20 protein-coding genes are annotated in these 22136 nt (G+C 62.8%); 1 reads left to right on the plus strand and 19 read right to left on the minus strand.

Going from position 1 to position 22136, the window contains the following annotated elements:
* Window positions 1-26: 26 nt before the first annotated feature.
* The 10 genes from AC07UB_RS17585 to AC07UB_RS17630 form a co-directional block, all read right to left on the minus strand.
* Entirely contained in the window at window positions 27-1715 is a 1689-nt protein-coding gene (locus tag AC07UB_RS17585) for a methyl-accepting chemotaxis protein (RefSeq protein WP_492792688.1), read from the minus strand.
* A gap of 227 nt (window positions 1716-1942) precedes the next feature.
* Complete coding sequence (serA, locus tag AC07UB_RS17590) at window positions 1943-3532, minus strand: phosphoglycerate dehydrogenase (RefSeq protein ID WP_492790742.1); 1590 nt, start codon at window positions 3530-3532, stop codon at window positions 1943-1945.
* 179 nt (window positions 3533-3711) lie between these two features.
* On the minus strand, window positions 3712-4884 hold the full coding sequence (locus tag AC07UB_RS17595; protein ID WP_494654300.1) for a phosphoserine transaminase: 1173 nt from the start codon (window positions 4882-4884) through the stop codon (window positions 3712-3714).
* A 182-nt stretch (window positions 4885-5066) separates the two neighbouring features.
* Window positions 5067-5645 carry a glutathione S-transferase family protein gene (locus AC07UB_RS17600; protein ID WP_494654298.1) on the minus strand — a complete coding sequence of 193 codons (579 nt, stop codon included), beginning with the start codon at window positions 5643-5645 and terminating at the stop codon, window positions 5067-5069.
* 94 nt (window positions 5646-5739) lie between these two features.
* Window positions 5740-6567 carry an outer membrane protein gene (locus AC07UB_RS17605; protein WP_492790745.1) on the minus strand — a complete coding sequence of 276 codons (828 nt, stop codon included), beginning with the start codon at window positions 6565-6567 and terminating at the stop codon, window positions 5740-5742.
* Window positions 6568-6725: 158 nt separating this feature from the next.
* The gene (locus AC07UB_RS17610) at window positions 6726-7571 is read right to left on the minus strand and encodes an outer membrane protein (RefSeq protein ID WP_492790746.1); all 846 of its coding nucleotides are present in this window, start codon (window positions 7569-7571) and stop codon (window positions 6726-6728) included.
* Between the two features lie 344 nt (window positions 7572-7915).
* Window positions 7916-9157, minus strand: a complete 1242-nt coding sequence (locus tag AC07UB_RS17615; protein WP_492790747.1) for an MFS transporter — start codon at window positions 9155-9157, stop codon at window positions 7916-7918.
* Window positions 9158-9365: 208 nt separating this feature from the next.
* The gene (glmM, locus tag AC07UB_RS17620; protein ID WP_492790748.1) at window positions 9366-10715 is read right to left on the minus strand and encodes a phosphoglucosamine mutase; all 1350 of its coding nucleotides are present in this window, start codon (window positions 10713-10715) and stop codon (window positions 9366-9368) included.
* A gap of 221 nt (window positions 10716-10936) precedes the next feature.
* A complete protein-coding gene (locus AC07UB_RS17625) occupies window positions 10937-11137 on the minus strand; it encodes a hypothetical protein (RefSeq protein WP_492790749.1) in 201 nt (66 codons plus the stop codon).
* A 68-nt stretch (window positions 11138-11205) separates the two neighbouring features.
* The gene (locus tag AC07UB_RS17630) at window positions 11206-11388 is read right to left on the minus strand and encodes a hypothetical protein (RefSeq protein ID WP_494654294.1); all 183 of its coding nucleotides are present in this window, start codon (window positions 11386-11388) and stop codon (window positions 11206-11208) included.
* A 94-nt stretch (window positions 11389-11482) separates the two neighbouring features.
* Between AC07UB_RS17630 and AC07UB_RS17635 the strand changes: the two genes are divergently transcribed.
* Window positions 11483-12658 carry an alpha-hydroxy acid oxidase gene (locus AC07UB_RS17635; protein WP_494654293.1) on the plus strand — a complete coding sequence of 392 codons (1176 nt, stop codon included), beginning with the start codon at window positions 11483-11485 and terminating at the stop codon, window positions 12656-12658.
* Between the two features lie 89 nt (window positions 12659-12747).
* On the opposite strand, the gene AC07UB_RS17640 is transcribed toward AC07UB_RS17635, so the two are convergent.
* The 9 genes from AC07UB_RS17640 to AC07UB_RS17680 all read right to left on the minus strand — a co-directional run bounded on the left by AC07UB_RS17640 (window position 12748) and on the right by AC07UB_RS17680 (window position 21739).
* Complete coding sequence (locus AC07UB_RS17640; RefSeq protein WP_494654292.1) at window positions 12748-13380, minus strand: single stranded DNA-binding domain-containing protein; 633 nt, start codon at window positions 13378-13380, stop codon at window positions 12748-12750.
* A gap of 72 nt (window positions 13381-13452) precedes the next feature.
* Window positions 13453-13758 (minus strand): hypothetical protein, encoded by a 306-nt coding sequence (locus AC07UB_RS17645; RefSeq protein ID WP_492790753.1) that lies wholly within the window; start codon window positions 13756-13758, stop codon window positions 13453-13455.
* A 13-nt stretch (window positions 13759-13771) separates the two neighbouring features.
* On the minus strand, window positions 13772-14602 hold the full coding sequence (locus AC07UB_RS17650) for a shikimate dehydrogenase (RefSeq protein ID WP_492790754.1): 831 nt from the start codon (window positions 14600-14602) through the stop codon (window positions 13772-13774).
* 53 nt (window positions 14603-14655) lie between these two features.
* Window positions 14656-16422 carry a SulP family inorganic anion transporter gene (locus AC07UB_RS17655; protein WP_494654289.1) on the minus strand — a complete coding sequence of 589 codons (1767 nt, stop codon included), beginning with the start codon at window positions 16420-16422 and terminating at the stop codon, window positions 14656-14658.
* Between the two features lie 63 nt (window positions 16423-16485).
* Complete coding sequence (locus AC07UB_RS17660) at window positions 16486-16758, minus strand: helix-turn-helix domain-containing protein (protein ID WP_494654287.1); 273 nt, start codon at window positions 16756-16758, stop codon at window positions 16486-16488.
* A gap of 116 nt (window positions 16759-16874) precedes the next feature.
* Entirely contained in the window at window positions 16875-18941 is a 2067-nt protein-coding gene (locus tag AC07UB_RS17665) for an elongation factor G (protein ID WP_492790757.1), read from the minus strand.
* Window positions 18942-19212: 271 nt separating this feature from the next.
* Complete coding sequence (locus tag AC07UB_RS17670; protein WP_492790758.1) at window positions 19213-19695, minus strand: DUF992 domain-containing protein; 483 nt, start codon at window positions 19693-19695, stop codon at window positions 19213-19215.
* A 190-nt stretch (window positions 19696-19885) separates the two neighbouring features.
* The gene (locus tag AC07UB_RS17675; protein ID WP_492790759.1) at window positions 19886-20407 is read right to left on the minus strand and encodes a DUF992 domain-containing protein; all 522 of its coding nucleotides are present in this window, start codon (window positions 20405-20407) and stop codon (window positions 19886-19888) included.
* 129 nt (window positions 20408-20536) lie between these two features.
* The gene (locus AC07UB_RS17680; protein ID WP_492792689.1) at window positions 20537-21739 is read right to left on the minus strand and encodes a pyridoxal phosphate-dependent aminotransferase; all 1203 of its coding nucleotides are present in this window, start codon (window positions 21737-21739) and stop codon (window positions 20537-20539) included.
* Between the last annotated feature and the right edge of the window lie 397 nt (window positions 21740-22136).

A 22136-nucleotide genomic window follows, 5' to 3' on the forward strand; every position in this document is an offset into this window, starting at 1 on the left:
TGATGTAGCGATATACACGCTGAGTCTTAAGCCGCCCGCACCTTGCCCAGGAACTCATCCACTGCCGAGCGCAGCATGCCCGACTGCTGGTCGAGATCGCGCGCGCTGGACAGCACATCCGACGCCGCCGTGCCGGTCGCGGCCGCAGCCGCGCTGACGCCGCCGATGTGATCGCTGATCTCGTTCGATCCCGCCGCTACCGACTGGATGTTGCGCGCGATCTCGCGCGTCGCCGCGCCCTGCTCCTCGACCGCGCTGGAGATGTTCATGGTGATCTCGCTCATCCGCGCGATCGTCTCGGTGATGCCGCCGATGGACACCACCGCGTCATTCGTCGTGGCCTGCATGGCCGCGACCTGAGCGGAGATTTCCTCGGTGGCCTTGGCGGTCTGGTTGGCCAGCGCCTTGACCTCGGAGGCGACCACTGCAAAGCCGCGTCCCGCCTCGCCCGCGCGCGCGGCCTCGATGGTCGCGTTTAGCGCAAGCAGGTTGGTCTGCGCTGCGATGGAGTGAATGAGTTGCACCACTTCGCCGATCTTCTCGGCGCCGCTGGACAGAACCCGGACCGTCGCGTTGGTGCGCTCGGCGTCACCGACGGCCTTGCTGGCGATCTCGTTGGACTGGTTGACCTGACGCGCAATTTCCGCGACCGAACTTGACAGTTCTTCCGCAGCAGCCGCAACAGTACCGACGTTGTCCGACGCCCGCTCCGACGCCGAGCCGACCGTGGCCGCGCGGGCGCTTGCGTCGCTGGCGGATGCCGTCATGGATTCCGCGGTGACCTGCATGCCCGCCGCCGACGCCGCCACCGACCGCACGATGCCGTTGACGCTATTCTCGAAATCGCTGGCGATGCTGTTCATGGCCGCCCGCCGCTCCGCAGCGGTGCGCTTTCCGGCTTCGGCTTCCATCTGCTCGAGGCCGCGAATCCGCAGCGCATTGTCCTTGAAGACTTGCACGGTCGACGCCATCGCGCCGATTTCGTCGCGGCGGCCGCTGCCCGGAATCTCGTCATCGAGTTGGCCATCGGCCAGTGTCTGCATCCGGGCGCCAAGCAGGCCGAGCGGACGGGTGATGCTGCGGCCGATGATCCAGGCCACGGCTCCGGAAAACACACCGATCCCCAGAATGGCTGCACCGAGCGCCATGATGATGGGCATCAGTTTGGCGTCAAGATCGTCGAGATAAACGCCGGTGCCGACGAACATGTTCCAGCCCGGAATCGCCACCGCATAGGAGAGCTTGCGGATCGGCTTTTCCTCGCCGGGCTTGTAATATTCATAGCGGAGGGTGACGTCGCCCTTGGCCGCGACGCCGTCGCGCAATTCGCGCGCCAGCTTGCGGCCGTTGGTTTCGATGTCGAGGCGAATGGTGCCGATCTGCTTGGGATCCGGCGTCGCGATGGTCATGCCGTCCATGCCGTAGACGAACATGTAGCCGTCGCCCTTGTCGTAGGTCATGGTGCGGGCAAAGCGGGCAAACTCCGCGATGGCCGCGTCCTTGGTCATTTTTCCGGCTTCGACCTGCTTCTGTAGCCCGATCGCAGCGTTGCGCGCGGTTTCCACCAGCGCGTGGGTCTGCGCCTCACGCGCGCTCATCATTTCCCGTTGCATCATGTAGGCGGAATACAGACCGGCGGCACTGAGGCCAAGCAGGGTCACACCGACAAGAATTGCGAGCTTGGCGGTGATCGGCAAATTGTTCAGCAGCTTCACGATGGGCTCCGGGGCAAGCCGCGCTTCTGCGCGGATTCGTCCCATCAATTATCGAAACTTCCTTTCGGGTTGGTTACCCATGCACTCTCGCGGTCGTTCGCCGAAAAACAAAGCGGGCCGGAGATGCTCCGGCCCGCTTGATGCGAAGATCGATCTTTGAGTCGTCCCGGCGAACGCCGGGACGACGATGGATGCGTCTGAAACGTCGCCCTTAGAACTTCAAAGCTTTAGAACTTCAGTGCCTTGGCCTGCTTGACCTGCGGCAACGCCGACACCTTGGCGAGGACATCGGCCGGCACCGCGCCATCGACCTCGACCAGCGCGATGGCGTCGCCGCCCTGTTCGTTGCGGCCGAGATGGAACGTCGCGATGTTGATCTTGGCATCGCCGAGCAGCGAGGCGAACTTGCCGATGAAGCCCGGCTTGTCCTCGTTGGTGATGTAGATCATCGACTTGCCGAACTCGGCATCGACGCGGATACCCTTGATGTCGACCAGACGCGGCTTGCCGTCGTGATAGACCGTGCCGGACACCGACCGCTCCTGCCGTTCGGTCGCGACGGTGACCGTGATCAGGCTTTCATAGTCGCTCCGCGCGGCACGGGTCACCTCGTCCACGACCATGCCGCGCTCCTTTGCCACCACCGGCGCGGATACCACGTTGACGTCGCCCAGCATCGGACGCAACAGCCCGGTCAGCGCCGCTGAGGTCAACGCCTTGATCTTCATGTCCGCGACCACGCCTTCATAGGTGATCGTAACCTTGGCGATGCCGCTCTCGGTCAGTTGGCCCGCGAACGAGCCGAGCTTTTCCGCCAGTTCAATGAACGGCTTCAGCTTCGGCGCTTCTTCCGCCGTGATCGATGGGAAGTTGACGGCGTTGGAGATCGCGCCGGTCAGCAGGTAATCGGACATCTGTTCGGCGACCTGCAGCGCGACGTTTTCCTGCGCTTCCGTGGTGGAGGCGCCGAGATGCGGCGTACAGATGACATTGGGATGACCGAACAGCACGTTGGACTTGGCCGGCTCCTCGACGAACACGTCGAAGGCTGCGCCAGCGACCTGTTTGGAATTCAGCGCATCGACCAGCGCCGCCTCGTCCACCAGACCACCGCGCGCGCAGTTGATGATGCGTACGCCCTTCTTCATCTTGGCGAGCGAGACCGCATCAATGATGTTTTTGGTCTTGTCGGTCAGCGGCGTGTGCAGCGTGATGAAGTCGGCGCGCTTGAACAGATCCTCAAGCTCGACCTTCTCGACGCCGATGTCCTTGGCGCGCTCCGGCGACAGGAACGGATCGAACGCGATGACCTTCATGCGCAGGCCGAGCGCGCGGTCGGCGACGATCGAACCGATGTTGCCGGCGCCGATGACGCCCAGCGTCTTGCCGGTGATCTCGACGCCCATGAAGCGGTTCTTCTCCCACTTGCCGGCCTGGGTCGAGGCGTCGGCGGCCGGGATTTCGCGGGCCAGCGCCAGCATGAGCGTAATCGCGTGCTCGGCGGTGGTGATCGAATTTCCGAACGGCGTGTTCATCACGATGATGCCCTTGGCTGTGGCCGCGGGAATCTCGACATTGTCGACGCCGATGCCGGCGCGGCCGATCACCTTCAGGCGGGTCGCCTTCTCGAGAATCTTCGCGGTCGCCTTGGTGGCGGAGCGGATGGCGAGGCCGTCATAGTTGCCGATGATTTCGGCGAGCTTGTCCTTGTCCTTGCCGAGATCCGGCTGGAAATCGACGTCGATGCCGCGATCCTTGAAGATCTGCACGGCGGCGGGAGACAGCGCGTCGGAAATGAGAACTTTGGGTTTGGACATTGATGTGATCCTGAATGGAGCAGAACGCTCTGAATGAGAATTTGTGGCTGACGCTGCTCCCTCTCCCCGCCTGCGGGGAGAGGGTCGGGGTGAGGGGCATTTCAAACTGATGAAGAAGCCCCTCACCCGACCGCTTTGCGGTCGACCTCTCCCCGTAAACGGGGAGAGGTGAAAGAGAGCTACGCCGCCTTTGCGAGCGAGGCTTTGGTCTCGGCGAAGGCCCAGTCGATCCACTGGGTGAGGATCTCGACATCCTTTGCCTCGACCGTTGCGCCGCACCAGATGCGAAGACCCGCGGGGGCATCGCGATAATGCGCGAAATCGTAACCCGCGCCTTCCTTCTCGACGGCTGCGACCAGCTTCTTCGCGAAGTCGGCCTGCGCGTCGGCGGAGAGCGACGTGATCGCCGGGTCGATCACCTTCATGCACACTGAGGTGTTGGAGCGGATCGCCGCATCCCTGGCGAGAAAATCCACCCACGGCGTCTTCGCCTTCCAGTCGGCGAGCACCTTGGTGTTGGCGTCGGCGCGCGCGATCAGGCCCTTGAGGCCGCCGGCGGACTTCGCCCAGTTCAACGCGTCGAGATAATCCTCGACGCACAGCATCGACGGCGTGTTGATGGTTTCGCCCTCGAAGATGCCGGCGTTGAGCTTGCCGCCCTTAGTCATGCGGAAGATCTTCGGCAGCGGCCACGGCGGCGTGTAGTTCTCGAGGCGCGCGACGGCGCGCGGCGAGAGAATGAGCATGCCGTGCGCGGCCTCGCCGCCGAGCGCCTTCTGCCAGGAGAAGGTCACGACATCGAGCTTCGGCCAATCGAGCGGCTGCGCGAATGCGGCGGAGGTCGCGTCGCAGATGGTCAGGCCTTCGCGATCGGCCGCGATCCAGTCGGCGTTCGGAACCCGCACGCCGGAGGTGGTGCCGTTCCAGGTGAACACGATGTCCGAGTTCTTGTCGGCCTTCGACAGGTCCGGGATCTCGCCATAGCCCGCATGGAGCTTGACGACGTCCTTGAGCTTCAATTCCTTGACGATGTCGCTGACCCAGCCTTCGCCGAAGGATTCCCACGCGATGGTGGTGACCGGGCGCGGCCCGAGCAGCGACCACAGCGCCATCTCGACGGCGCCGGTGTCGGACGCTGGCACAATGCCGATCTTGTAGTCGGCGGGCACCTCAAGCACTTCGCGCGTCAGATCGATCGCGAGCTTGAGCTTGGCCTTGCCGACCTTCGCGCGATGCGAACGGCCGAGGGCTGCGTCCTTGAGATTTTGGGGGTTCCAGCCGGGGCGCTTGGCGCAGGGGCCAGAGGAGAAATGCGGCACGTTCGGCTTTGAGCCGGGCTTCGCTACAGTCATTCTCTATCCTTCCAGATAGCTAGCCTCCCGTTGGGGGGAGGTGTCCCGCCGCCGTCAATATGGAAGGTTGGGGTTTTCGTCAAGGAACTTCGCCGGGCGAAAATCACAAAGCTGGGATGCGGACGGGGACCGCCGCGACTAGGCGGCTCCCTCTCCCGGGTTTTACGGGGAGAAGGAACGGCTTAGAGCCCCAGCGCCTTTTCGGACTCCACGATCCAGCGCTTGACCGCATCATAGCCGTCGAGATGAAAGCCACCCTCGTGGGCGATGCGGGTGTAGGCCAGCAGCGACACGTCCGCGAGCGACAGCGCCTCGCCGACAAAGAAACGCCGCTGCTTCAGCTCATGCTCCATCAGCGCCAATGCGCTGTATCCCCGCTTGACCTTTTCCGGATCGAGATCACCCAGCGACTTGCCGAGATAGACCATCTGGAAACGACACACGGCGATGTACGGCTCATGGTTGTACTGTTCCCAGAACAGCCACTCGTCCATTTTCGCGGCCAGAAAGGCCTCCGCCGGGATGAGATCGGTTCCCCGCGCCAGATAGCGGATGATGGCGTTGGATTGCGCGAGCGTGCGCCCGTCGTCGAGTTCGAGCACCGGCACCTGTCCCGCGCCGTTGAGTTTCAGGAACTCCGGCGTGCGGCTCTCGCTCTTCATGGTGTCGATCTCAACCCAGGTGTAGCGCCGCGAGAGCTTGTCGCAGACCCACTTCACCTTCAGGCAATTGCCGGATTTCAGGTCGCCATAGATTTTCATGTGCGCCGCCTTTCCCTGCGCCGCCAGCCCAACAGGCAAAACGGCCCGTGTCAACGACAAGAGCCGCAAGAATGAATTTCAGATGACGGCCGGATCAGAACCGGTAGCCGACGCCGCCGCGCACGGTGTTGATGCTGACGTCGCCCCCGGCGTTGACGAAACGAATATACTCCCACTCCGCTCGCGCAAATAGACCGCCGAACAGCATCGCTTCGGTACCAAGACCCGCTGTATAGCCGTAAAGCATCTTGCCGCTGATTCCATCGGCTGCCGTATAAGTTATAAGAGGACCGCTTGAAGCGGTGAGAAACGTCGCGCCCGACCTGTCAGTCACCACCACATTGTTTGTGATGTTTGCGTTTCCTAGCGCGAGGCCACCGAAAACATACGGAAGGAAATTACCGATCGCGTAACCGGCACGACCCCGAATGGTGCCCATGTCCGTAATGGAAATGGATCGCGATGAATTCAGCCCGATGGTATGATAAAGGCCATCAGAGAATGGCGTGACATAAGTCAGCGGAACAGGCGCAACCGTTGACGCTCCTGTGAACTTGCCATGCATGTAGTTGGCTTCGACACCGAGAACGACATCATCCCACTGACCGTTGTAGCCGACAAAGCCGCCGACCGCCGTTTGATGCAGGTTGACCTTGCTCTGCGCTTCCGAGACCGACAACACGGTATCCAGAAGGATGTTATTCGGACCGAGCGCTTTACCAATCAGCGCGTTGTTGGACCCCGCAAAATTCATGTCGGCTGAGCCATACCCAACCTGCCCACCGACATAGAAGCCCTGCCATCGCGTGGTGCGCGGACTATCGCGCAGCATGCCGCGCAGGATCGGAAGATCGGGAAAGTCGGCAGCCTGCGCGCCTTGCACGCTTGCGGCAATCATCATCGCCAACACAATCCGACGCATCACAGAAACTCCGTCATAAACGCTTAACTGTGTTCGATCATGCCGCGTTAACCTTAATCATTCGTTGTCGCCGCGCTTTCCGCGAAAAAGAAAACGGCGCGGAAAAATCCGCGCCGTGAAATTCGTCTGGAGAGACGTCGAGGTCGTCTGGAGTCGGATCAGCCCTTGCGGATCAGCGGCGGCAGCATCGGAGGTAGATAAGCCGGCGCCGGATCGATCGCCCAGCGCACGCCGAGTTTCAGATCGTGCGACGTGATGTGCTTGAACGTCATCGGATTGTAGATGTTGTTGGTGCCGTCATACGCCCGGATGTCTCCGGTGATGCCGTCGCCCATATCGAGGTAACGGTAAGCCAGTTCCATCGTCATGCTCGGCGTGATCTGGTAGGCGAGACCGGCGTGGACGGCCCAGGCGAAATTCCAGCGCGATGCTGTATCTGCATAAGCCGAACTCGGTCCGGGTGTCGTTCCACCAACCGTCAAACCCTGATCGGTGAAATTCGCGATCTGCACGCGTGCGGTACCGATACCGACACCGACGAACGGCGTGATGCACCACCATGTGCCGAGATCGGCGTAGGCGTTGCCCATGAACAGCCACTCGGACTTGATGGCGCGATAGTTATCGGCGCCATTGGCGAGAAGTCCCCCGTCGGAGAAGGTGTTCAGGTCGAGACCCGAGAAGGTCGCACCGGCGCGATACTCACCCGTGACGTCCATGCGGAACCAGTTGTTGAAGCGATAACCGGCGCCGAGGCCGAAGATGCCGGCGCTGTCGAACCCGAGACGCTGGGTCTGGCTGAGCAGTGTCGCATCGAGCGCATTGTTGAGGCGCTTGACCTTCTGATTGCTGATGCCGATGTCGCCGCGCAGATACCAGCCGCCGAAATCCTCGACCGGTGGCGGAACATACATCGGCGGAGGCGGCGGGAGATCTGCAGCGAGAGCTGCCGTCGACATCAAAGTCGCCGCGCCAACGGCGATCAGATTCTTCAGGGTACGCATTGGTCCAGTCCTCGTGTCCAATGAGGCGAACGGCCTCACTTACAAAACTCGTAGCGGACGATGGCACCAAATGTTTAAGCCGCACTTAACCCTAATTTTTAACCGTGAAATTTAATCGGCGTTAAGCGAGGCAGTAAACGTTTTCCTAACGCGCGCGGCGCCGCGCGCCGCAAACCCGCCGCAAATCCTAACGATGCATTGATGGAAATCAGGTCAGGAATCCTGACGCAAGCGGCCACGGCGCGGACGGCCGTTCGTCATTGCAAGGAGAGTTTGCAACGAAGCAATCCATTCCTTGATGTGGGAAACTGGATGCTTCGCTTCGCTCGCAATGACGAAAAACGTCAGAGCTTGCTGCGCTTGATCTGCGGCAGGAAGATCGCGAGCAACCCGATCGCCGGGAGGAATGCGCAGATCTGATAGACGAAGTCGATGCCCTTCCAGTCCGCGATCTGGCCCAGCACCGCGGCGCCGACGCCGCCGAACCCGAACGCCATGCCGTAGAACAACCCGGAGATCATGCCGAGACGATGCGGCATCAGTTCCTGGGCATAGACGATGATCGCGGGCGTCGCCGACGAGATGATGAATCCGATCAGGATGCTCAGCACCGCGCTGGAGAACAGGCCGACATAGGGCAGCGCGAGCGTGAACGGCAGCGCCCCGATGATCGAGAACCAGATGACGTATTTGCGGCCGAAGCGATCGCCCAGCGGGCCGCCGAAGAACACGCCGACCGCGCTCGCGCCGAGGAACAGGAACAGATAGATCTGCGACGCCTGCGTGGTGATGCCGAATTTCTGGATCAGGAAAAACGTGTAATAGCTGCCGATGCTCGCGGTGTAGAACGCCTTGGAGAACAGCAGCACCATCAACACCGTCAGCGCGACAAGGGTGCGCGCCGACGAGCGTTCCTCTCCCGCGACTGCATACGCGCTCTTGCGCTGCGCGACGCGCGGCTTGTACCAGCGGCCGATCTGCCAGAGAATGACGATGGCGAGCGCGGCCACCAGCGAGAACCATGCGATGCTACCCTGCCCGAACGGCACGACGATCAGCGCCGCCAGCACCGGACCGATGGCGCTGCCAAAATTGCCGCCGACCTGAAACACCGATTGCGCCATTCCGACCCGGCCGCCCGACGCCATCCGCGCGATGCGCGAGGATTCCGGATGGAACACCGCCGAGCCGGTGCCGACCAATGCGGCCGCGAGCAGGATAACCCAGTAGTGATGCGCGACGCTGAGCAGGATCAGACCCGCGAAGGTGAAGCCCATGCCGAGCGCCAGCGAGAACGGCTTCGGATGCTTGTCGGTGTACGCGCCGATCACCGGCTGAAGCAGCGACGACGTGAACATGAAAGCCAGCGTAATGAACCCGATCTGGCTGAAGTCGAGCGCGTAGTTGTCCTTGAGGATCGGATAGACCGACGGGATCAGCGACTGCATCAGATCGTTCAGCAGATGCGAGACGCTGATGGCACCGATGACGGCGAAAGCGGGCGCAGCCGCGACAGCTTTCGGCGGCTCGTCCACAACGATCGGCGCGGCAAGGGTGTCTTCAGACAGGATAACGGGCTTGTTCACGGCAGTTTCCCGGCAAACTTCAAAACGAATGCGCCTGAAATACAAATTCGGCGGCGAGGTCGCCAGACACGATTACCCATGGCTGATGTGCCGGATTGGCCAGACTGCGAGTTTCTTGGCCGTCCGGCGCAGGCCGAGACGACCGGAAATCCGACGTCGCTGCGGATGCACTCCCTCTCCCCGTGAACGGGGAGAGGTGAAAAAGGGATCAGGCCGCAGCCGACGCCGTTCCGAGCGCCGACACGATCATGTCCACCGCTTCCTCGACGAGATCGCGGTTGTCGCCCTCACCCATCACGCGAATGACCGGCTCGGTGCCGCTGGGCCGGATCAGCAGGCGGCCGCTTCCGTTCAGGCGCTTCTCGGCATCGACGATCGCGGATTTGACCTGCGGATTGTCGAGCGGCTTGCCAGTGCGGTAGCGCACGTTCTTGAGAATTTGCGGCATCGGCTCGAAGCGATGGCAGACCTCCGACACCGGCCGGCCGAGCTTTTTCACAACAGCGAGAACCTGCAACGCTGCGACAAAGCCGTCGCCGGTGGTGGCGAAGTCCGACATGATGATATGGCCCGACGGCTCGCCGCCGAGATTGTAGCCGCCCTTCAACATCTGCTCGAGCACGTAGCGATCGCCGACCGGCGTGCGCAGCAGCTCGATGCCGATATCCTTGAGGTAACGCTCGAGCCCGAGATTAGACATGACCGTGGCGACGATGCCCGGCTTTGCGAGACGCCCGTCGTCCTTCCAGCTTTGCGCGATGACGGCCAGCAACTGGTCGCCATCTACCACATGACCGCGCTCGTCGATGATGATGACGCGGTCGGCGTCACCGTCGAGCGCAATGCCGATGTCGGCGCGCATCTCGCGCACCTTGCGCGACAGCGCTTCCGGCGAGGTCGAACCGCAATCCTTGTTGATGTTGAAGCCATCCGGCTCGACGCCGATGGAAATGACGTCCGCGCCCAATTCCCACAGCGCTTCCGGCACCACCTTGTAGGCCGCGCCATTGGCGCAATCGACCACGACGCGCAGCCCGTCGAGGCTGAGATCACGCGGCAGCGTGCGCTTGGCGAATTCGATGTAACGGTCGTGGACGCCGTCGATGCGGCGCGCGCGTCCGAGACTGGCGCTCTCCGCAAGCCGCTTGTCGAGATTGTCGTCCATCAGCAGTTCGATCTGCGCCTCGACGTCGTCAGACAGCTTGAATCCGGCGGGCCCAAACAGCTTGATGCCGTTGTCGTCGAACAGGTTGTGCGAGGCGGAAATCATCACGCCGAGATCGGCGCGCATGGACTTGGTCAGCATCGCGACGGCCGGCGTCGGCATCGGGCCGAGCAGCAGCACGTCCATGCCGACCGAGGTGAAACCTGCCACCATCGCGTTCTCGATCATGTAGCCGGACAACCGCGTGTCCTTGCCGATCACCACGCGATGACGATGCTCGCCGCGCTGGAAAACCAGCCCTGCCGCCTGACCGACCTTGAGGGCCAGTTCGGGCGTAATGAGACTGTTGGCGCGGCCGCGGATGCCGTCGGTGCCGAAGTACTTGCGAGCCATGAATTCCCCTGCTTCGCCGAGTCTCCGGGCAGGCGCCGATAAGGACCTGCGTGGCTCTGGCGAGCGCCCCAATGTAGCGCGAAGCTGATTATAAAGCCTCTGCGGCCTGCAATCCTTCAAAAAATATGATGAATCATTACCGCAGCCCGGAACGGGCGACGGCATCTATCTTGTTGAACAAGAAGGTATTTTTCAGAAATCCACGCGAAACACTGCGTGTTTCAGCTTTTCCGCTTGATGTCTTCATCGTGCTTGGACGGCGGGGGCTGGGTCACACTCACCGGGTCCGACCCGGGAAACGATTCTTCGAGGCCCTTATTCAGGGCATCGTCGAGTTTGTCCTTGTGGGCCTTGGAGCCCTTCTCGTCCTTACCCTGATCCCCGATTTTATGGTCCCGCGCCTTGGTGCCTGTATCGGCCATTTGTCTCTCCTGTCTGGTTCACAGGGACAACGTCCGGAAAGAGCCCATGTTCCGGGGCGCGAGGGCCTTCAATCCCCAGACTCCTTGGGATCGGGCTCGACGTGCGGATCGGGCTGGGTCAGCTTGACCGGGTCGGAGGCAGGAAAGGTGTCGCGCAGGGCTTCGTCCAATTCATCATCCAGCTTGCGCTTCTCGGCTTCCGCCTCCTTGGCTGCTTTAGCTGATTTGGGACTGGAGGTTTTATTGCTCATGAGCCTCTCCACGGTGCAGCGGCTATTTGCACGCGCCTCAACCATGATAGATGATCGCTGAAATCAAGAATGCAATGACCCGAGGACGCGTCCAATGAAGAACATTACCTGCATCGAAGACCTGCGGCAGATCCACAAGCGTCGCGTGCCGAGGGCTTTCTTCGACTACGTGGACCGCGGCTCCTATTCGGAAGACACGCTGCGCGCCAATGTCAGCGACCTGGAGAAGATCAAGTTTCGCCAGCGCATTCTGGTGGACGTCTCCAAGCGTGAGTTGAACACCACCATTCTCGGCGAACCTGCCGCGATGCCCCTGATTCTCGCGCCTGTCGGCTCGACCGGCATGCAGTATGGCGACGGCGAGATTTACGCCTGCCGCGCAGCGCAGGCGCTCGGCATTCCCTACACGCTTTCGACCATGTCGATCTGCTCAATTGAAGATGTCGCGGCGAATGTCGACAAGCCGTTCTGGTTTCAGTTGTACGTCATGAAGGACCGCGGCTTCGCGAAGTCACTCATCGAACGCGCCATCGCCGCGAAGTGCAGCGCGCTGGTGCTGACCGTCGATCTTCAGGTGCTGGGGCAGCGCCACGCGGACATCAAGAACGGCCTGTCGGTGCCGCCGCGGTTGCTGACGTTGAAGAACATCGTCGACTTCGCCACCAAGCCGGGCTGGGTGTCCGGCATCCTGAAAGGCAAGAGCCGGAATTTCGGCAACATCGCCGGCCACGTCTCGGGGACGCACGATCTCGGCTCGGTGTCGGAATGGGTCGCCTCGCAGTTCGACACCACGCTGAACTGGAAAGACGTCGAGTGGATCCGCAGCATCTGGCCAGGCAAGCTCATCATCAAGGGCATCCTCGATGTCGCCGACGCGCGCCTCGCCGCGAAGACCGGCGCGGAAGCGATCGTGGTCTCCAACCACGGCGGCCGGCAGCTCGACGGTGCGCCGTCGTCGATCTCGGTGCTGCCGGAGATCGTGCAGGATGTCGGCTCGCAGACCGAGATCATGTTCGACGGCGGAATTCGTTCGGGACAGGATGTGATGCGCGCGCTCGCGCTCGGCGCGAAGTCCTGCATGATCGGCCGCGCCTATATCTACGGCCTCGGCGCCGGAGGACAGGCCGGCGTCGCCACGGCGCTTGACGTGATCGGCAAGGAGCTGAGCACGACGATGGGGCTGTGCGGCATCAACCGCATCGACGAGATCGACCGCCGCGTGCTGACGGACTACATGCAAACCAACGCGGTGAGCAGCCCGAAGAACTAACGTCGTTGCCAGCGCCGCGAAGCAATCCAGAAAACAAGAACTGGATTGCTTCGCCGCCGTGCTCCTCGCAATGACGGCTTATGTCCCGATCACATCGGCGGCGAAACGCCGTCGCGGCCGACGCTGAGGCGCGCGACATCGAGCGTGCCGTCCGGCTTTTTGGTCGCGATCGCGAACACCGGCGTACCCACCTTGATGTCGGAACGCGCGGCGGGAACATAGGTCACGACCTGCGTCTCCGGCGTCACCAGAACCTTGCGCTCGCCGCCCTTGTATTTCACCGTCAGCGTGTGGCCGTCATTTCCGGCGACGGTGCGCTCATCGACCGCGCCGTTGGTCATGCTGCTGTTCGGCTTCAAATCCCACGGCCGCGTGCCGTCGCCGGTGCCCCGCATGGCTTTCGGGAACACATGGACCTCGACGGCCTTCTGGCTGCCGTCGGAATCCGGCACCGACGTGACACCGATGTAAGAGCCGACCTTGACGTCGGCGAGCGACATTTTCGCAACGCCCGCCACGCCGGCGCTCATCGGCAAGTGAAGCGTCACATCCGCGCCTTCGCGCGATTTGACATGCAGTGTTTCGCCTTCAAGGCTTTCAACGGTTCCGCGCACGCGCGTCGTGGAACTGGTCGGGGATTGTTGCGCGAAAGCATAGGACGACGACAGAAGCAGCGCGGATATGGCAGCGACGCGCAGCGAAGCAAGGCGATTGACGGTCATGTTGGTCTCTCCGGAGGGCCCCAACATGATCTACGCTCGCGCAGCCGGAATATTTCGTCCGTCACGCAGGTGTTACTGACAACTCCACGATGTGGTGACCTTGTCCTCGGCCATGGTCGCGGTGCAATTCTTCTGCTGAATTTCGTCCGAGCCCGGCGCTTTCAGTTTCACGGAGCCCGCAAGTTCCCGCGGGCCCCGCCGAAGCATGGTAATCTCCGTCACGGTGATATTCTTCGCGGCGAAGTCGGCCTGCATCCGTTTCTTCACATCATCGATCGAGGCCGGATTGAAGCCCTGCGCGCCTTGATAGACGGTGTAGGCGCTGAAGATCACCAGCGCGAGCGCCGCAAGCACGATGAATTTTCCGGTTCTGTTCACGACTGTTTCATCCTCACTTCGTCAAATCCGCCTCGACCAACGCTCGCAGTTCCGGCGTCACGGCAGGACGTTTGCCGAACCACAGTTCAAAGCCGCGCACGGCCTGATGCAGCAGCATCCCGAGGCCGTCGGCGGTTTTAAGGCCACGCGCTTTTGCAGCTTTCAGCAAATCCGTTTCAAGCGGCACATAAACCAGATCGGCGACGGTGGCAGAAGACGGAAGCAGCGTCACGTCGACGGCGAGCGGCGGCTGGCCCTTCATGCCGAGCGAGGTGGTGTTCACCAGCAATCCCGCGCGCGGCAACACGGTGTCGATCGCGTCCCATGCCAGCGGCTGCACTTGCGCACCGAACTGATCGGCCAGCAACTGCGTGCGCGACGCCGTCCTGTTCGCGAGATGCACGCGCTTGATGCCGCGCTCGATCAATCCGAAGATCACCGCGCGAGACGATCCACCTGCACCCAGGACCAGCACGTCTTCCGCGCTGTCCCAGCCCGGCGCACTGGCATCCAGATTGTTGATGAAGCCTTCGACATCGGTATTGGTCGAACGTAATTCCTCGCCGTGAAAATAGAGCGTGTTGGCAGCACCAACCGCGCGCGCCCGCGCATCGGGCGACGACAGGGCCAGCGCCTGCTCCTTGTGCGGGATCGTGACATTGGCACCGCGATAACCGCGCGCCTTGAGACCGCCGATGAAGTCCGCGAATGCCGCAGGCTCCACTGCCTCGATGCGATAATCGCCGTCGATCTCGAAGACTTTCAGCCAGAATTTGTGAATCAGCGGCGAACGCGAATGCGCCGCAGGCCAGCCGATCAGACACGCGGCGGGAGAATTGCTCATGAAGGCTCCGGTTCGACCTGATCGGCATACACCAAACGGTGTAAGCTGTCGGGTCAAATCACGCGACGCCCGGCGCTGTCAATCGCTTGATCCAGCCGCTTGATCTCCGCGACGGCGCTCGCGATGTCGGACCGGTATTTTGCCTGCGGCGGCCGCGCGCCATAGGACAGCAGCGTTCGCCGCACGTCCGGCGACGCGCCGGTGATGAACACTCGCACACCCTGACGCCGCGCCTTGAGCGCAATCTGGGCGATGGCGTTGGCGGCGGTGGAATCCAGCAGCGGCACGTCCTTGAAGTCGATCACCAGCGCCTTGTAGCCGGAAATGCGATCGAGCACCGACGCCACGGCTGCAACCGCGCCGAAGAAGAACGCGCCGGTAATGCGATAGACCATGATGTCGGGATCGGACGCGAGCGCCGGATCGTAGCGTTTGCGGTCGCCGTTTGCCGTATCCGCCTTGTCGTCCACGGCGAGCGGCGCATAGCTGTCGATGCCGGTGACCAGCGACATGCGATGAATGAACAACAGCGCGCCCAGCGCGAAGCCGACCACGATTCCCTCGGTAAGATCGCGGAACACCGTGAGCAGGAATGTCGCGAGCAGCACCACCGCGTCGCCCCATGATGTCCGGAGCAGCGTGGCGAACTCGTGCTTCTCCGCCATGTTCCACGCCACAACGGCGAGCACCCCGGCGAGTGTCGCCAGCGGAATGTAACTCGCCAGGGGTGCCGCCAGCAGCATGAACGCCAGCAGGAACAGCGAATGCAGCATTCCCGCGATCGGGCCCCGCGCGCCGGCGCGAACATTAGTCGCGGTGCGCGCAATGGTGCCGGTCACGCAGATGCCGCCGAACAGCGCCGAACTCATATTGGCGAAGCCCTGCGCCACCAGTTCGCTGTTGGAGCGATGACGGCGGCCCGTCATGCCGTCGGCGACGACGGCGGACAACAGCGACTCGATGGCGCCGAGCAGCGCGAAAGCCATCGCATCGGGCAGCACGGCCTGGACTTTCGCCAGCGTGACGGCGGGAAACGACGGCATCGGAAACGATTGCGGAATGCCGCCGAACCGCGTGCCGATGGTTTCCACCGGCAGCGACAGCAGCGCCGCGACCACGCCGGTGACGATGACGGCGATCAGCATCCCCGGCCATGTCGGCCGCAGTTTCCGCAAGCCCGCGATGATGGCGATGGTCACGACCGAAACCGCAACCGCCGCAGCATTCGTGGTGCCGATGGCGCCTGCCAGTGCCGCAAGCTTCGGAATCAGTTCGCCCGGCTCCTTGCCCGCGAGCGTGACGCCAAGCAGATCGTGGATCTGACTTGCGAAGATGATGACCGCGATGCCGGCGGTGAATCCCACCGTCACGGGATAGGGAATGAACTTGATGTAGGTGCCGAGCCGCAGGAAACCGGCGACGACGAGAATCAATCCTGCGATCATTGTCGCCAGCAGCACACCGTCGATGCCGTGGCGCGCGACCGACGCCGCAACGAGCACGATGAATGCGCCGGCGGGGCCGCCTATCTGGAAGCGGCTGCCGCCCAGCAGCGAAACGATAAAGCCGCCGAAGATGGCGGCATAGAGCCCCCGGTCAGGTGTTGTGCCGGAGGCGATCGCGATCGCCATCGACAGCGGCAGCGCGACGATGGCAACGGTCAGGCCCGCGACCACGTCGGCGCGGAAAGCATCGAGCCCATAACCCTCGCGCCAGACCGTGACGAACTTCGGCGTGAACAGTTCGGCGAATGTCGGCTGCGGCTTCGACTGCGCGCTCGATGCGTCCAAATGCTTGGCGTCCAAGTGCCTGGCGTCCATGTGTCCTGCGCCTGCGTCTCACGCGGCATCGCCGCGTTGTGTTCGCCGGCGCATCGCCGGCCTCTAATCCCGTTCCACGCGCCCCGGAGGCGGCTCTCTCAGACGCACGCCGCGTCCGCCGCCCTCGCTTCGCGCGCCGTCACCGATCAGGTCGACGCCCGCACGATTCAGCGCATCGACCACCTTGGTCAGCGAGTCCACGATGCCCCGCACATTGCCGCCGCTGGCTTCCATCCGCTGGATGGTCGGAAGCGACACACCGGCCATGTCGGCAAGCGTCTTTTGGTCGAGACCCAGAAGTGCGCGAGCCGCCCGCATCTGTGATGATGTGATCAATGCCAAAATTCCATCTTGAACGACCAGAATGCAAGTAAAAAACGGTCTCAGTGATGTATAATACATCACCAGAGACCGCTTTGCACTCACATTAGAAGCGAATCTTCGAGGTCAGCCTATGCCGCCGCGCGGTGCGCGGCGATGATCTGGTCGGCGGCCCGGCCAGTCACTTCGGACATATGGTCGAACTGCCGGGTGAAGCCCCCGGCGCCGGCCGTCGCCGAGCGCACCTCGACGATCAGATCGCCGATTTCGGCCTCCGGCATCATCGCGCGCACCAGATCCCAACCGCTCCAGCCGACGCGCGTGTCGAAGCCGAGAATCTGTCCACGCCGCCCGGACAGGATCGAGTTGATCTTCGCGGTCGCATCGGTCGGACAGACGATTTCCACCACATGGATCGGCTCGAGCAGCACGGGAGCACATTGCGGCAGCGCCTCGGTGACGCCGATGCGCGCAGCCGTGCGGAACGCCTGATCCGACGAATCGACGCTGTGGTAGGAGCCATCGGTCAGCGTCACCTCGACATCGATCACCGGGAAGCCGAGCGGCCCGCGCGCGAGGCCGTCGCCCGCGCCCTCTTCAACCGCGCCGATGTAATTCTTCGGCACCGCGCCGCCGACGATCTTCTCGGTGAAAACGTAACCGCTGCCGCGCGGCAACGGCTTGATGACGAGCACCACATCGCCGAACTGGCCGTGGCCGCCGGATTGCTTCTTGTGACGCCCGCGCTGCGTAATCGTCTTGCGGATGGTTTCCTGATAGCCGACCGGCGGCGCATGCTGTTTGACGCTGACGCCGAAGCGGTCCTTCAGGCCCTCCACCGCGACCCGCAGATGCATCTCGCCCTGCCCCCACAACACCATTTCATGGGTGAGCGGGTTGTGCACGACGCTGAGCGACGGATCTTCCTCGACGAGGCGTGCCAGCGCCTGACCGAGCTTGACGTCGTCCTTGCGATCCGTCGCCGCGAGCGCGGTCGCCAGCACCGGCGCAGCCGTCGCAACCTCCACCAGCGCGGCGGGCGCGGTCTTGCCGTTACCCAGTGTCTCGCCGGTCCTGACCGAATCCAGCTTGCCGAGCGAAACCGTATCGCCCGCCGTTGCCGACGCGCGCTTGGCATCGCTCCCGCCATTCGGCGCGACGATCCCGGAGACCCGTCCCGTTCCGCCGCCGGACGACAGCATCGTGTCGCCGTCGGCGATCTGTCCGAGCAGCACACGCGCGAGCGAGAGCTTGCCGCCGTGCTGGAGATGCGTGGTCTTCATTACGTAAGCCAGCGCGCTCTTTTCGTCGGACACACCAAGACGTTTTGCCGTCGCGGTCACATTGGGCGCTTCATGGCGCAGCGCCTTCATCAGCCGCAGCACGCCGTTCTCGCGCGTGGCGCAGCCGAGCAGTACGGGACAAATCTGGCCCTGGCGCAACTCGCTGGCGAGATCGTCGAACACCGCATCGCGCGGCGGCGGAATGTCTTCGAGCAACTGTTCGAGCAGGCGGTCGTCGTGATCGGCCAGCTTCTCCAGCATGGAGAGCCGTGCTTCCTTCTCGCGGTCGAGATCGCCGGGCTCGAGATCGATCACCTCGGACGGCATGTGCTCGCGATAAACAAACGCGCGCTCCAGCGCGAGATCGACGAAGCCTGCGATGAGATCGCCCTTCCAGATCGGAATCTGGCGAAGCACCAGCGGCGTGCGCGACGCCGGCTGCAGGGTCGCGAGCGTTTCGCGGATGCGCTTGTTGGCCTTGTCGATCTTGTTGAGAAACAGGAAGCGCGGAATGCCCAGATCTTCCAGTTCTCGCATGATGAGTTGCAACTGCGGCAGCTTGCGCTCGTCAGCCTCGCACACGATGACCGCGGCATCGACCGCCGGCAGCGCCGCGCGCATGTCATGCGCGAATTCGACGGAGCCGGGACAATCAATAAACGTATAGGTGTCACCCATGAACGTCGTGGTCGCGGCCGTCAGACCCACGCTCATGCGATGGTGGCGCGCCGGCGGAGACTGGTCCCCGACGGTGTTGCACGCCTCGATGGTGCCTGCTTTGGGAATGGCCCCGGTCCGGGCCAGGATCGCTTCGAGTAATGTGGTCTTGCCACTCTGAAAAGGGCCCACCAGCGCAATGCACCGGGGACCGCGGGGACTTCTCAGGTTGTCTTGCCCTGTCGCGTCTTGTCCCATTGCCGTCTCCTCATGGAGCACGGCCCGCTTCAAGCTGTCCCGGCGAAGTGCAAATCCGGTCGCCGCCGGAACGCTCTCACTTCAATGCTGCGCGCAGTCCGCTCGCTCCGTTTCACTTCTGCGGAATGCGCTCATGCGGGTCGGCGCCATGATCGTCTCAAGGAGCGGCGCGGTTGGCAAGCGGGAACCATGCCGCTGCGCAGCATCGTGAACACCTATAAAAAAGCCCGCCGTTTCCAGCGGGCTTCGATGCACTTGAGTTTATTTGCGATCAGAACCGGCCCGGCCGAAGCTCCAGGCTCTGCACGCCGCCGGCGACGCTCAGTCCGGTCTGGCCCTGAACGCTCAGCGGCTGCAAGGCGAAGGAATTCTGCGAACCGCCGATCAGGGCGTTGCCGCCGACACCGGCAACAACCGCGGCGCTGGCGCCGACGCCGCCATAATTGCCCGACAGATCGCCGGGACCGAACTGCACGGTCGGCGCGAACACCGCCCAGGACAGCGCGGTCTCGGTGGTGATGCCGAGATCAACGCCGACCTTGGTGATCCGCGCGGTGTAGAGATCGTCCGGACGGCCCTGCGAACGGAAGACGCAGCCGAGATTGGTGACCGATCCGACGATCATGCCGATGTTCGGCCCGCCACGGCATTCCAGCACACCGACCTGGGTGCTTCCCGACTGCGCGTGGGCGAGAATGGATGCTGCAACGAGTCCGGCTGCGGCAACGGACAGCAAAGTCGAAAGGCGGCGCATAGGGGTCTCTCCGGCTGAATGTCGCGAAATGAACCGACGATTTGAAATAAGGCACGAAAGATCAGCGCATCTAGTCATACCAGTGTAGTGGTTCGCAAGTCCGCAGCGTTTCAGCGGCACATTCTTTTTCAAAGGCTTAACGCAAAGAAAAAGGCCCGCCGGGGCGGGCCTTTCCATCTCATTCGCCAGCTTAGCGATGGCGGCGATGATGACGCTTCTTCTTGTACTGGCGCTGATAGCCGACCGGTTCAAGATCGAGGCCGACGACGCCGCCGGTCACGTTGACGCCGGTCTGGCCCTGCAGGCTGAGCGGCTGAAGCGCGAAGGAGTTCTGCGAGCCGCCCCACAGGAGGTTGCCGCCGCCGCCGAGGCCGAACGAGACGTTGCCGCCGACGCCGCCGTAGCTGCCGGCGAGATCGCCGCGGCCGATCCGCTGGGTCGGGGCATGCACCGCCCACGCGAGGCTGGTGTTCTCGGTGACGCCGAGGTCGACGCCAAAGCGCGAGACATGGGCCAGATAGGGCTCCGGCCGGCGGCCTTCGCCGCGGTAAACGCACTGCAACGTGGTGTTGGACGCAACGACCATGCCGACGTTCTGACCGCCGCGGCATTCAAGCACGCCGACGCGCACGCCCTGCTGCTGGGCGTTGGCCGTGGCGAAAGAAGCGACGAGGGCCGCGAAAGCGACACCGAGAAGTGATGGAAGACGCATGGATTTGAACTCCGGCTATTGGCTTGTGATTTGGCCGCCGGACAAAAGGGAAGCGCCGTGGCGAAAACAAGGCGCTTCCCTTATTTGCTTTCAAAATGCCGTCATCATGGATGACGTTTTGTTAGCTTGTTAGCGCAGGTTTCCACAGAAACGCTGGATGCGCTTGCAGGCTTCCTCGAGATCCGAGGTTTTCGTGGCGTAGGAAATGCGGAATGCCGGGCCGAGCCCGAACGCCGATCCCTGCACCACCGCGACGCCTTCCGTTTCCAGAAGCTCGGTCACGAAATCTTCATCGGTCGCGAGCTTTTTGCCCGACGGCGCGGTCTTGCCGATGGTCCCGGCACAGGACGGATAAACATAGAACGCGCCTTCCGGCCGCGGGCACGAAATGCCCGTCGCCTGATTCAGCATCGCCACCACAAGGTCGCGGCGCTCCTTGAACACGGCGTTGTTCGCGGGGATGAAATCCTGCGTCCCGTTCAGCGCCTCGACAGCGGCCCACTGCGCGATCGACGACGGGTTCGACGTCGATTGCGACTGGATGGTCGCCATCGCGGAGATCAGCTGCTGCGGGCCGCCCGCATAGCCGATGCGCCAGCCGGTCATGCAGTAAGCTTTCGAGACGCCGTTCACCGTCAGCGTGCGGTCGAACAGTTTCGGCTCGACCTGCGCCGGGGTGGTGAACTCGAAGTCGTCGTAGACAAGGTGCTCGTACATGTCGTCGGTCATCACCCAGACATGCGGATGCTTCATCAGCACGTCGGTGATCGCCTTCAGTTCGGCGCGCTTGTAGGCAGCCCCCGTCGGGTTCGACGGCGAGCACAGGATGATCCACTTGGTCTTCGGCGTGATCGCGGCTTCGAGCGCTGCCGGCTGCAGCTTGAAACCGAACTCCGCGGTGCAGACCACAGGCACCGAGGTGCCGCCGGCCAGCGCCACCATCTCCGGGTAGCTCACCCAGTACGGCGCAGGAATGATGACCTCGTCGCCCGGGTTGAGCGTCGCCATCAGCGCGTTGTACAGCACCTGCTTGCCGCCGGTGCCGACCGTGATCTGGTTCGGCTTGTAGGTCAGGCCGTTCTCGCGCTGAAACTTGGCGATGATCGCCTCTTTCAGTTCGGGAATGCCGTCCACCGCGGTGTACTTGGTCTTGCCGGCCTCGATGGCGTGGATCGCCGCCAGCTTGATGTTGGCGGGCGTGTCGAAATCCGGCTCGCCTGCGCCAAGGCCGATGACGTTGCGGCCCGCGGCTTTGAGCTGACGTGCTTTATCCGTGACCGCGATGGTCGCGGACGGCTTCACACGGTCAAGCGCAGCGGACAGAAACGGCATCATGTTCTCCTGTGGGATTCTGATGGGTCGCGAAGGCCCGGATTCGCGATTTGAGCGGGCCGCGCACCCTAAAACGGGCTGCGCTGCATCGCAAGAAACTTTGCCGAAAACCGGCGAAATAGGCCACATCGGCACAGAAAGTTGACCGCGCGCACCGTCCGGCCAGCGCGCGACGAGTCCGCTGCAACATTCGTAAATCCTGCCCCGCAATTGAATCATTTTTGGCAACGCTGGCGGCCGGCGTCCGAAGCGCAGCGCCCTCACAATCTTGACGCAAGTGCGAACAAATTGGGCGATCACGACCGCACGCGTTTGCGCGCCTTTCCCTCACGCCGACGTGCATCGAATTGACGCGCCGGGGCGTGCTCCACAGAATAAAATCGCCTGCAACCGCCCG

It is taken from the genome of Afipia sp. GW821-FHT04G03 (assembly GCF_059419985.1).

Excerpts from the sequence above, each read along its gene's own strand:
- serA (WP_492790742.1), bottom strand. The coding sequence starts at position 3,532 with ATGTCCAAACCCAAAGTTCTCATTTCCGACGCGCTGTCTCCCGCCGCC.
- AC07UB_RS17595 (WP_494654300.1), bottom strand. The coding sequence starts at position 4,884 with ATGACTGTAGCGAAGCCCGGCTCAAAGCCGAACGTGCCGCATTTCTCC.
- AC07UB_RS17600 (WP_494654298.1), bottom strand. The coding sequence starts at position 5,645 with ATGAAAATCTATGGCGACCTGAAATCCGGCAATTGCCTGAAGGTGAAG.
- AC07UB_RS17605 (WP_492790745.1), bottom strand. The coding sequence starts at position 6,567 with ATGCGTCGGATTGTGTTGGCGATGATGATTGCCGCAAGCGTGCAAGGC.
- AC07UB_RS17610 (WP_492790746.1), bottom strand. The coding sequence starts at position 7,571 with ATGCGTACCCTGAAGAATCTGATCGCCGTTGGCGCGGCGACTTTGATG.
- glmM (WP_492790748.1), bottom strand. The coding sequence starts at position 10,715 with ATGGCTCGCAAGTACTTCGGCACCGACGGCATCCGCGGCCGCGCCAAC.
- AC07UB_RS17625 (WP_492790749.1), bottom strand. The coding sequence starts at position 11,137 with ATGGCCGATACAGGCACCAAGGCGCGGGACCATAAAATCGGGGATCAG.
- AC07UB_RS17630 (WP_494654294.1), bottom strand. The coding sequence starts at position 11,388 with ATGAGCAATAAAACCTCCAGTCCCAAATCAGCTAAAGCAGCCAAGGAG.
- AC07UB_RS17635 (WP_494654293.1), top strand. The coding sequence starts at position 11,483 with ATGAAGAACATTACCTGCATCGAAGACCTGCGGCAGATCCACAAGCGT.
- AC07UB_RS17640 (WP_494654292.1), bottom strand. The coding sequence starts at position 13,380 with ATGACCGTCAATCGCCTTGCTTCGCTGCGCGTCGCTGCCATATCCGCG.
- AC07UB_RS17650 (WP_492790754.1), bottom strand. The coding sequence starts at position 14,602 with ATGAGCAATTCTCCCGCCGCGTGTCTGATCGGCTGGCCTGCGGCGCAT.
- AC07UB_RS17655 (WP_494654289.1), bottom strand. The coding sequence starts at position 16,422 with ATGGACGCCAGGCACTTGGACGCCAAGCATTTGGACGCATCGAGCGCG.
- AC07UB_RS17665 (WP_492790757.1), bottom strand. The coding sequence starts at position 18,941 with ATGGGACAAGACGCGACAGGGCAAGACAACCTGAGAAGTCCCCGCGGT.
- AC07UB_RS17670 (WP_492790758.1), bottom strand. The coding sequence starts at position 19,695 with ATGCGCCGCCTTTCGACTTTGCTGTCCGTTGCCGCAGCCGGACTCGTT.
- AC07UB_RS17675 (WP_492790759.1), bottom strand. The coding sequence starts at position 20,407 with ATGCGTCTTCCATCACTTCTCGGTGTCGCTTTCGCGGCCCTCGTCGCT.
- AC07UB_RS17680 (WP_492792689.1), bottom strand. The coding sequence starts at position 21,739 with ATGCCGTTTCTGTCCGCTGCGCTTGACCGTGTGAAGCCGTCCGCGACC.